Genomic DNA, 10217 nt, shown 5'->3' with positions numbered 1-10217 from the left:
GCTTTTGGATGCTGACAGGCAGCCGGCTGCGACGACGTACTTTCATACAACATATCAAGCCTCTGTTGGCTTACCTATGCCAGCCCCAAATAATAAAAGTTTTTGGGTGCCGCCTTTTTTTAAAAAGGCGGCGTCTTCCGAAGCTTTTTGAAAAAAGCTTCACCAAAAACTTTTATAAATTTATCAGTGAATTATCAGGATTTTCCGTCCTTCGCCCGCTCCGCGATGGTGGGGGCGAGCAGCAGCAGGTCGGCGGGCGACAGGCGGTCCGATGCCGTGCTGGCCTGATGCCAGTACGGATACAGCACCGGCGGCGCGCTCGCCTTGTCCAGACGCGCCATCTCCTCCGCACTCAGGCTCAGTTCGGCGGCCTTGAGGTTATCGGCCAGTTGCGCATCGGTACGCGCGCCAATCACGATGGAGGTAATCGCCGGACGATGCGCCACCCATGCCAGCGCGACCTGTGCGGCCGACACCCCGCGCTCCGCCGCGATCGCGACCAGCACTTCGACCACGTCATAAAGCTTTTCGATGTCATAGACGGGGGGTTCGCCCCATTTCTCGATCTGGCGGGTGCCGGTCGGCTGCGGCTTGCCGCGCTGGTACTTGCCCGACAGCAGGCCACCGGCCATCGGGCTCCAGACCTGCACGCCAATGCCCTGGTCCACCGCCACCGGCAGCAGTTCATATTCCGCCTCCCGCGCCTGGAGCGAGTAATAGATCTGCTGCGCCACCGGCGCGATCAGGCGGTTGCGCTCTGCCGTGCCCAACGCCTTCATCAGGTGCCAGCCGGAGAAGTTGGAAACCCCCGCATACCGGATCTTGCCGCTGCGCGTCAGGGTATCGAGTGCCTCCAGCGTTTCATCAAGCGGCGTCTGCCCGTCCCACTCATGCAGGTAATACAGGTCGATATGGTCACGCCCCAGCCGTTTCAGGCTGGCTTCGCACGCGTTGATCAGGTGATAGCGCGACGATCCCGCATCATTCGGCCCCGGTCCCATGGTAAAACGGGCCTTGGAACTGACCAGCAGGTCGGGCGAGCGTCCCTTCAGCGCCGCGCCAAGGATCTCCTCCGACACGCCGGAGGAATAGATGTCGGCGGTGTCGAAGATGTTGATCCCGGCATCCACGCACATGTCGATCTGGCGCTTTGCCCCGGCAAGATCGGTATTCCCCGTCTTGGCGAAGTCGCCCTTGCCGCCAAAGGTCATCGTCCCCAGTGTAAAGGCGGAAATGCGCAGGCCGGAGCGCCCAAGCTGACGATATTGCATGATCTGTCTCTCCTGTGCGGATGATATGGAAATGATGGCGGGCCGGGACGGCGGCCCTAGCGACCGTAAGTGACGCTGAGTTCCCCCACACCGGCGCACACGGCATGGATCACGTCGCCGCGTCCCACCGGGCCAACGCCGGACGGCGTGCCGGTCATGATGAGGTCGCCCGGCGCAAGGGCCACGAAACGGCTCAGCGCGGCGATGATTTCCGCCACCGACCAGATCATGTCCGACAGGTCGCCCACCTGGCGGTCCTCGCCATTGATGCTCAGGCTGATGCGCCCCTTGGACGGGTGGCCGATTTCGGACACCGGACGGATGGTGCCGATGGGGCAGGACTGGTCGAACCCCTTGGCCAGCGCCCATGGACGCCCGGCCTTCTTGGCCACCGCCTGCAGGTCGCGCCGCGTCATGTCCAGCCCCACGGCATAGCCATAGATGTGCGACAAAGCCTTGTCCGCGGGGATATTTTCCCCCGGCCGCCCGATACAGGCCACCAGTTCGACCTCGTGATGCAGATCGGACGTCGCAACGGGAAAGTCCAGCAGGCCACCGTCCGGCACCACCGCATCCCCCGGCTTGGCAAAGAAAAAGGGCTCCGTCCGTTCGGGATTCCCCCCCATTTCGCGCGTATGGGCGGCATAGTTCTGTCCCACGCACCAGATCCGGCGCACGGGAAACAGCGCCTCCGTCCTGCTGACGCCAACCGTTGGCTGGGCGGGAGGGGGAATCACAAAATCCACCATTGGCAGATAACTCCGTCACAGTTGCAACCGGCCCGTCATGGGGCACAGACCTTGGGGGCGGCCATGGTTGCATTGCACGCCCCCGCCTGTCACGCGCGCACAGCACGTCGGGAGAATACAATAAATTCATCGCCCCGACCGTCGGGGCCGCAGGTGCTACACCCCCAACGCAAAACGCCGCCCGGAAACCCGGACGGCGTTCGCGACGGACCATGGGAATGGCCCGGATCATGTAATCGCGGCAGGGCGATCAGTTGCGGGTCTTGTCAACCAGCTTGTTCTTGCCGATCCACGGCATCATCGCACGCAGCTTTTCGCCGACCTTCTCGATCTGCATGGCGTTGTTATGCGCACGCGTCGCCTTGAAGCCGATGTTGCCGGACTGGTTTTCCAGGATGAAGTTGCGCACGAACGTGCCGTCCTGGATGTCGGTCAGGATCTTCTTCATCTCCGCCTTCGTTTCCGGCGTGATCACGCGCGGGCCGGAGACATATTCGCCATATTCGGCGGTGTTGGAGATGGAGTAGTTCATGTTCGCGATCCCGCCCTCATAGATGAGGTCAACGATCAGCTTCGTTTCATGCAGGCATTCGAAATACGCCATTTCCGGCGCGTAACCTGCCTCGACCAGCGTCTCGAACCCGGCGCGGATCAGTTCCACCAGGCCACCGCACAGCACGGCCTGCTCGCCGAACAGGTCGGTTTCGACCTCTTCCTTGAACGTCGTCTCGATGATGCCCGCGCGGCCACCGCCATTGGCGGAGGCATAGGACAGCGCGATTTCCAGCGCGTTGCCCGACGCGTTCTGCGCCACGGCCACCAGGCACGGCACGCCGCCGCCCTTCTGGTATTCGGAACGCACGGTGTGGCCCGGGCCCTTGGGCGCAATCAGGAATACGTCGAGGTCGGGGCGCGCCTCGATGATGCGGAAATGGATCGCAAGGCCATGCGCGAATGCCAGCGCGGCACCCTGCTTCATGTTCTTTTCCAGCGATTCCTTGTACAGCGCGCCCTGACCTTCGTCAGGCGTCAGCACCATGACGACATCGGCCCACTTCGCCGCGTCGGCGGGCGTCATCACCTTGAAACCGGCGGCCTCGGCCTTGGCGATGGCGCTGGATCCGGGACGCAGGCCGATGACGATGTCCGTCACACCCGAATCCTTCAGGTTGTTGGCATGGGCATGGCCCTGGCTGCCGTAACCGATGATGGCGACCTTCTTGCTCTTGATCAGGTTCACGTCGGCGTCGCGATCATAATACACGCGCATGGGGATACTCCTGTTGTAATAAACGGTTCGGAATGAAAGGAAAAACCGGGACCTGGGTTACAGCGTGTCCGGACCCCGGCTGATCGCGACAACACCGGTACGCGATATTTCAGCCAGCCCCAGGGGACGCATGAGGTCGATGAACGAATTCAGCTTCTCCGGCGAACCGGTCAGCTCGAAGACAAAGGACGTGGCGGTCGTATCGACGACACGCGCACGGAACGCCTGGGCGATGCGCAGGGACTCGGCACGGGCCTCGGCGGTTGCGACAACCTTCACCAGCGCCAGTTCACGCGCGACATGCGGGCCGCCCTCGCTCAGGTTCGCGACGCGCCAGACCGGGACCAGCCGTTCAAGCTGTGCCCTGACCTGTGCGACGGCATGGGGCGTGCCCGTCGTGACAATGTTGATTCGCGACAGGCGCCCTGCCTCATCCACCGGGGCGACGGTCAGGCTTTCGATATTGTAGCCGCGCCCCGAAAACAGGCCGAGCACGCGGGCAAGCGCCCCGCTCTCGTTCTCGACCAGTATGGAAATGACCGCGGAGGTCGCAACCCCCTGCTGGGTGGTCATGATGTTGTTTCCTGCACTCTGGTTTTTCATCCCGTCACCCGGGCGGGAACGGGACATGACAGACGGACCGGAACGGTGCAACCATTCCGTGGGAATCGGATCAGACGAGCATCCGTCCCTCGGCGCTGACTTCCACCCCGTCATCCTGATCCGGGCCCAGCAGCATCTGGTTATGCGCCGCCCCCGAGGGGATCATGGGATAGCAGTTCTCTTCCTGTGCCACATGGATATCCGCGACGACCGGGCCGGGATGGGCCAGCATGTCCGCGATGACACCATCGAGTTCGCCCACGCAGGTCGCGCGCAGGCCGCGCCCGTGGAAGCTTTCGGCAAGGCGGACAAAATCCGGCAGCGCTGCGCTGTAGCTTTCGGAATAGCGCGAGTCATGCAGCAGTTCCTGCCACTGGCGCACCATGCCCATATACTCGTTGTTCAGGATGAACAGCTTCACCGGCAGGCGGTACTGCGCGATCGTGCCGAGTTCCTGGATGTTCATCAGGGTGGACGCTTCCCCCGCGATGTCGATCACCAGAGCGTCGGGATGGGCGATCTGCGCGCCGACGGCGGCGGGCAGGCCATATCCCATCGTGCCCAGCCCGCCAGAGGTCAGCCAGTGGTTGGGCCGGTCGAACTGGAAATGCTGCGCCGCCCACATCTGATGCTGCCCAACCTCGGTCGAGACATAGGTGTCGCGCCCGGTCTTGCGCGTCATTTCATACAGGCGGCTGATGGCGTACTGCGGGCGGATGATGGCGGACGGCGCCATGTCCTGACGGAAGCCGAAGCTGTCGCGCCCGCGCCACTCCGCAATCTGCGCCCACCATTTTTCAAGGTCCGCGGCCTGCGGCGCCGGCGTGGGGGTGCGTTCCCATTCCTCGATCATCATCTCGATGACACGCCCGGCATCCCCCACAAGGCCGAGGTCAACCGGCACGATCTTGCCGATCTGCGCGGGGTCGATGTCGGCATGGATCTTGAACGATCCCGGCGAGAACGCATCGAGGCGCCCCGTCACACGGTCGTCAAAGCGCGAACCCAGTGCCACCAGCACGTCGCAGTCATGGGTGGCAAGGTTGGCCTCGTACGAACCATGCATGCCCAGCATGCCAAGGAACTGCGGATCCGTGGTCGGGAACCCGCCCAGCCCCATCAGGGTCGAGGTGCAGGGAAAACCCGTCATGCGCACCAGACGGCCCAGCGCCCCGGCCGCCTTCGGCCCGGAATTGATGACGCCACCACCGGTATAGAACAGCGGGCGGCGCGCCTTCTTCATCGCGGCGACGGCCTGCGCCACGGCGGCGCGGTCCGGTTCGAACCGGGGGCGGTAGGACGGATGCAGGACAGGGGCCGATTCAATATAAGGTGCGGGACCGACCATCAGGTTCTTCGGCAGGTCCACCAGCACCGGCCCCGGACGGCCGGTGCGCGCGATATGGAATGCCTCCTGCACCACCGGGGCGATATCCTGGGGATGCCGCACGAGGTAGTTGAACTTGGTCGCAGGCCGGGTGATGCCGGTGATGTCGGCCTCCTGAAAGGCGTCGGTGCCGATCAGCGGCACGCCCACCTGCCCGGTGAAACACACGACCGGAATGGAATCCAGCAGCGCGTCCATCAGGCCGGTCACGGTATTGGTGCCGCCCGGACCACTGGTGACGAGCACCACGCCCACCTTCCCGGTGGAGCGGGCATAGGCCTCCGCCGCGTGGACGGCGGCCTGTTCATGACGGACGAGGACGTGGCGGATCCTGTCCTGCCGGAACAGCGCGTCATAGATCGGCAGGACCGCGCCACCGGGATAGCCGAAGATGACCTCCACCCCCGCATCCTGAAGAACGCGCAGCAGTACTTCCGCACCCGACATGACCGTGGGGTCAACAGTCGTGGCGCGGGCGTCGGGCCGGATGGCGGTGTGCTGCACGGGTGCGTTCATGTCCTTGACTCCTTTCGTCCCGGCCCCATCAGGAAGGACGGCGCCCCCAGTGGACGAAATGTGGGCCGGGTTTAAGCAAAGCTGCCCCCGGCGTCAATGCAATTAATAACAAAAGAAATGATTTTCCTCTCATCCCTTTCCATTTGTTGCGCGCCCGATGCGATTCGCCCCTCATGCAGGTATGTCCGCGCCCCTGGCGCCAGGGCATGGTGGGCGAACCATGTGGACTGGCGCTTGGTATATTGTGCCGTGACCTGCACCGCACGGGCGATGGCGTCGTGCCGCGACATCTCCCCGCGCAGCATGGCGGCAAGTTCGGGGACGCCATGCGCGCGCATCGCGGGCAGGGCGGGCGACAGGCCGCGGTCCAGCAGGGCGCGCGCTTCCTCCACCGCGCCATGGTCCATCATGTTTTCGAACCGCGCGGCAATGGCACGGCGCAGCAGGTCGCGCGGCGGCGACAGGCGCACGGCGACAAATCGCGCACACAGCGGGGGCAGCACCGACTCCGCCCGCCACCATGCAAGGCCCCGCCCCGTCGCGCACCAGACCTCCCACGCCCGGGCGATGCGCTGCGTATCGCCCGGGCGCAGGGCGGATGCGGTTTCGGGATCGACCGCCATCAGGCGCGCATGGATCGCGGGCCCCCCTTCGGCCATCACGGCGGCCCGGGCCTGCGCCCGGATTTCGGGGGGCGGGTCGGGGATATCGGCCAGTCCTTCGGTCAGGGCGCGGAAATACATCCCCGTCCCGCCGCAGAAGACCGGGATGCGCCCGGCGCGCCAGGCTTCCTCCGCCGCCTGCAGGGCCTGTTCGCGCCACCATGCGACCGATCCCGCCGTCGTCGCCGGCAGCACGCCATACAGGCGGTGGGGCAGCAATGCTTCCTCCGCCGCCGTGGGGCGGGCCGTAAGGACGCGCAGTTCGCGATAGACCTGCATCGAATCGGTATTGATGATGGTGCCGCCAATCACGCGCGCCAGCGCCAGCGCCAGCGCGGACTTGCCCGAACAGGTGGGGCCTGCCACGATCACGGCGGGACGCTGCCCCGTTTCGGTGCCTTGCGTCATTGCCCCATCCCTGCCACATGCCCGGACGTCATGGCTGATTCCTCCCCTTCCCCGACCCACTTCCTCGTCCTTGTCGCCAATCGCGACGCCACATCGCTCGGCACGGCGGACATCGCCCATGCACGCGACATGACCGGCGGGGCGGCCCCCGTCACCCTGTCGGAGGGCGAGGCGGTCGAGATCCCCTGCCCCGCACCCGGCACGGGCGACATGCCGCATATCGCCCCCCTGCGCGAGGAATTTTCGCGCCGCCACCTCGACGCCATCGTCGTGTCCGCGCACGGACGGCGCAAGCGTCTGCTGGTCGCGGACATGGACAGCACCATCGTCGATTGCGAAACCCTTGATGACCTTGCCCGCCATGCGGGCATCGGCGAACGCATTGCCGAGATCACACGCCGGTCCATGAATGGCGAGATGGATTTCGAGGCCGCGCTGCGTGAACGTGTCGGCCTGCTGCGCGGCATGCCCGCCACCCTGCTGGAGGCGGCATGGAAGGATGTCCGCCTCAACCCCGGCGCGCTGGAACTGGTGCGCACGATGCGAAAGCATGGCGCGCATACGGCGCTGGTGTCGGGCGGGTTCACGTTCTTTACCTCCCGCGTGGCGGAAAAATGCGGGTTTGACGAACAGCACGCCAATACCCTGCTGATCGAGGAAGGGCACCTGACCGGCAAGGTGGGACAGCCGATCCTTGGCCCGGATGCAAAGCTTGCGCACCTGCGCAGGCTGGTGCAGGGCGGTGGCCTGCATATGGGACAGGCGATGGCCGTGGGCGATGGTGCAAACGACCTCGCCATGCTGCGTGAGGCAGGGCTGGGCATCGCGTTCCACGCCAAGCCCGCCGTGCGCAAGGCCATCGCAGCGCAGGTCAACCATACCACGCTGCGCACGCTGCTGTTTGCGCAGGGGTACGCGGCGGCAGACTTCGTCGCCTGATCAAAGACCGTCCCGGAAAAATGGTGAAAGTATTAAAAGCTTTTGGGTGTCACCTTTTTTAAAAAGGCGACGTCTTTCGAAGCTTTTTGAAAAAAGCTTCACCAAAAACTTTTATTCCTTATGCATATTTCACGACGCGGCAGGGGGCTGGCTGCGGTTGTCCTGCGCCTCGATGAAGACGCGGGTGACTTCGGGATAGGTCTTCTTGATCTGGCGCTCTAGGTCGGACACCGTCGCCTCCACATCGCCTGCCGACAGGGTGTTGTGGAAATCAATGCTGATGACCACCAGCACGTCGCGCGGCCCGAAATGCATGGAGCGGATCTCGTTCAGGCGGTCCACCCCCCGCGCCGACAGCGCCATGCGCCGCAGGGCGGCCAGTACCTCCGGCGCGACGCCCTCCCCCGTCAGCAGCGACTGCGACTCCCGCGCGAGGAACGTGGCCGTCACCGCAAGGATCATCGCGATGATGATGGACGACACGCCATCAAGCACCGGCATGTCCAGCATCTCCGACGCCACATTGCCCACCAGCGCGACAAACAGGCCCGCAAGGGCTGCCGTGTCCTCGAACAGGACGGTAAAGACGGTCGGGTCCTTGCTGCGCTGCACGGCCTCGACCCAGCCAAGGCGGCCCTTGCCATGGCGGCGGAATTCCCGCAGGGCCATGACCCAGACCGAGCCTTCGAACAGGATGCTCAGCCCCAGCACGATGTAATTGACCAGCACATGCGCCATGGGTTGCGGGTGCAGGATGTGCATCACGCCTTCGAAGAAGGAGATGCCCGCGCCCAGACCGAAGATCAGCAGGGCGACGACAAAGGTCCAGAAATACAGTTCCAGCCCATAGCCGAACGGGTGCGCCAGCGTGGCCGGCCGTGCCGCACGCCGCATCCCCACCAGCAGCAGCGCCTGGTTGCCGGTGTCGATCAGGGAATGGATCGCCTCGCTCAGCATGGAGGAACTGCCGGAAATCCAGGCCGCGACGCACTTGGTCGCCGCGACGAGAAGATTGCCCCCCAGGGCCGCCAGAATCACGAGGCGGGAGGAAGAAGAATGCGCCATGACAGTCCCATACAAAAAAGCTGGCACATCCTATCGCCTGCGCCATTATTTTGACAGGGTATCGGCCACCATGTGATCGATCCCACAAAATGATAAGAAGTTTTTGGTGAAGCTTTTTCTAAAAAGCTTCAAAGAACGCCGCCTTTTTGAAAAAAGCCGGCACCCAAAAACTTTTTTAAATTATATCAATAGGTTATTTTGAAACACTTTCCAATTATCGGGTACCATCCAGACCATGGCTGAGGGCATGCGCGCCTGCATCATCACCAACCCCACGGCAGGACGCAGGCGTCGCGCGCCGCTGGCACGCTTCGCCGCCGCCCTGCGCGCGGGTGGCGCAAGCGTGCAGGTCCTGGCGACACGCCATGCAGGCCATGCGGAGGAACTGGCACGGCAGGTCATGCGTGATGGCACGACCGACTGCATCATCGCCGCCGGCGGGGATGGCACCATCGCGGAGGTCGCGCAGGCCATCGCGGGCACGCCGCAGCGCATGGGCATCTTTCCGGCGGGCAGCGCGAATGTGCTGGCCCGTGAACTCGCCATCCCCTTCGCGCCGGAGGCGGCAGCACGACTGATCCTGTCCGGGGCGGATGCCACCATCTGGCCCGGCGTGGCAGAGGATGCAAAACACATACGCCTGTTCGTCCAGATGGCGGGCGTCGGGTTTGACGCCTGCGTGGTACACTGGCTGCCGTCGCGCCTGAAACGCATGGTGGGACGCACGGCCTATGTCCTGACCATGCTGGGCGCGGCGGTGGGATACCGTTTCACGACGCTTGAGGTACGGGTGGACGGAAAACCCTTCCGCGCCCATGGCGTCGTGGTGTCCAAGGGACGGCTTTATGGCGGGCGGTTCGTCATCTGCCCCCACGGGATGCAGCATGAGGCCGGGTTCCGCGTCATCATGCTGGAAACGGCGGGGCTTCTGGCCACCCTGCGCATGGGGTGTGCGCTGCTGCTGGGGCGGGTGGAGCGCATGCGCGATGTGCGGATCGTGACCGGACGTTCCGTGGATATCCATGCCGCAGTCCCGGTCCCGGTGCAGGTCGATGGCGATGTCCTTGGCATGACGCCGGTGCGCATCCGCGATGCCGGACGACCCCTGCGCCTTGCGGTGGGTCGCGACGCCTAATCCTTTCCATTGCTGGAAAAGTCATTTTCAAAGTAATAAAAGTTTTTGGGTGTTGCCTTTTTTTAAAAAGGCGACGTCTTTCGAAGCTTTTTGGAAAAGGGCTGGCATAGGTAAGCCAATAAAGGCTTGATATGTTGTATGAAAGTACGTCGTCGCAGCCGGCTGCCTGTCAGCATCCAAAAGCGTCTTCTGGAGCACTTCGTGGCGGGAAC

General features: G+C 63.9%; 10 protein-coding genes. 2 read left to right on the top strand and 8 right to left on the bottom strand.

Translation table 11 applies throughout. The annotated features are described in order from the left end of the window. Positions 1-194 precede the first annotated feature (194 nt). The 6 genes from HNH97_RS16340 to miaA form a co-directional block, all read right to left on the bottom strand. A complete protein-coding gene (locus HNH97_RS16340) occupies positions 195-1271 on the bottom strand; it encodes an aldo/keto reductase (protein WP_171791603.1) in 1077 nt (358 codons plus the stop codon). 56 nt (positions 1272-1327) lie between these two features. After that, a complete protein-coding gene (locus HNH97_RS16335; RefSeq protein ID WP_171791602.1) occupies positions 1328-2020 on the bottom strand; it encodes a fumarylacetoacetate hydrolase family protein in 693 nt (230 codons plus the stop codon). 250 nt (positions 2021-2270) lie between these two features. Continuing rightward, positions 2271-3290, bottom strand: a complete 1020-nt coding sequence (gene ilvC / locus HNH97_RS16330) for a ketol-acid reductoisomerase (protein WP_171791601.1) — start codon at positions 3288-3290, stop codon at positions 2271-2273. 57 nt (positions 3291-3347) lie between these two features. Further along, positions 3348-3863, bottom strand: a complete 516-nt coding sequence (ilvN, locus tag HNH97_RS16325; protein ID WP_171791600.1) for an acetolactate synthase small subunit — start codon at positions 3861-3863, stop codon at positions 3348-3350. A 100-nt stretch (positions 3864-3963) separates the two neighbouring features. Beyond that, entirely contained in the window at positions 3964-5796 is a 1833-nt protein-coding gene (gene ilvB / locus HNH97_RS16320) for a biosynthetic-type acetolactate synthase large subunit (RefSeq protein ID WP_171791599.1), read from the bottom strand. A 71-nt stretch (positions 5797-5867) separates the two neighbouring features. Further along, positions 5868-6866, bottom strand: a complete 999-nt coding sequence (miaA, locus tag HNH97_RS16315) for a tRNA (adenosine(37)-N6)-dimethylallyltransferase MiaA (protein WP_171791598.1) — start codon at positions 6864-6866, stop codon at positions 5868-5870. A gap of 30 nt (positions 6867-6896) precedes the next feature. Here miaA and serB point away from each other — a divergent pair, with 30 nt between their 5' ends. After that, positions 6897-7805, top strand: coding sequence for a phosphoserine phosphatase SerB (gene serB / locus HNH97_RS16310; RefSeq protein WP_171791597.1), 909 nt, complete (start codon positions 6897-6899; stop codon positions 7803-7805). A 129-nt stretch (positions 7806-7934) separates the two neighbouring features. Here the strand turns inward: serB and HNH97_RS16305 are convergent, their stop codons facing one another. After that, complete coding sequence (locus tag HNH97_RS16305; RefSeq protein ID WP_110913630.1) at positions 7935-8870, bottom strand: cation diffusion facilitator family transporter; 936 nt, start codon at positions 8868-8870, stop codon at positions 7935-7937. A gap of 235 nt (positions 8871-9105) precedes the next feature. Here HNH97_RS16305 and HNH97_RS16300 point away from each other — a divergent pair, with 235 nt between their 5' ends. Next, positions 9106-10005 carry a diacylglycerol/lipid kinase family protein gene (locus HNH97_RS16300; RefSeq protein ID WP_171791596.1) on the top strand — a complete coding sequence of 300 codons (900 nt, stop codon included), beginning with the start codon at positions 9106-9108 and terminating at the stop codon, positions 10003-10005. A gap of 27 nt (positions 10006-10032) precedes the next feature. On the opposite strand, the gene HNH97_RS17780 is transcribed toward HNH97_RS16300, so the two are convergent. Beyond that, positions 10033-10217, bottom strand: a 185-nt coding sequence (locus tag HNH97_RS17780; RefSeq protein WP_216657698.1) for a hypothetical protein, incomplete at its 5' end; no start/stop codon positions are given.

Source organism: Gluconacetobacter entanii (assembly GCF_013155425.1).
Lineage (GTDB): Bacteria > Pseudomonadota > Alphaproteobacteria > Acetobacterales > Acetobacteraceae > Novacetimonas > Novacetimonas entanii.
The sequence above is the reverse complement of the archived record's forward strand: the minus strand, read 5'-3'. Positions and strand labels throughout refer to the sequence as shown.

Coding starts and splice junctions, on each gene's coding strand:
- HNH97_RS16340 (WP_171791603.1), bottom strand. CDS start 1,271: ATGCAATATCGTCAGCTTGGGCGCTCCGGCCTGCGCATTTCCGCCTTT.
- HNH97_RS16335 (WP_171791602.1), bottom strand. CDS start 2,020: ATGGTGGATTTTGTGATTCCCCCTCCCGCCCAGCCAACGGTTGGCGTC.
- ilvC (WP_171791601.1), bottom strand. CDS start 3,290: ATGCGCGTGTATTATGATCGCGACGCCGACGTGAACCTGATCAAGAGC.
- ilvN (WP_171791600.1), bottom strand. CDS start 3,863: ATGACCACCCAGCAGGGGGTTGCGACCTCCGCGGTCATTTCCATACTG.
- ilvB (WP_171791599.1), bottom strand. CDS start 5,796: ATGAACGCACCCGTGCAGCACACCGCCATCCGGCCCGACGCCCGCGCC.
- miaA (WP_171791598.1), bottom strand. CDS start 6,866: ATGACGCAAGGCACCGAAACGGGGCAGCGTCCCGCCGTGATCGTGGCA.
- serB (WP_171791597.1), top strand. CDS start 6,897: ATGGCTGATTCCTCCCCTTCCCCGACCCACTTCCTCGTCCTTGTCGCC.
- HNH97_RS16305 (WP_110913630.1), bottom strand. CDS start 8,870: ATGGCGCATTCTTCTTCCTCCCGCCTCGTGATTCTGGCGGCCCTGGGG.
- HNH97_RS16300 (WP_171791596.1), top strand. CDS start 9,106: ATGGCTGAGGGCATGCGCGCCTGCATCATCACCAACCCCACGGCAGGA.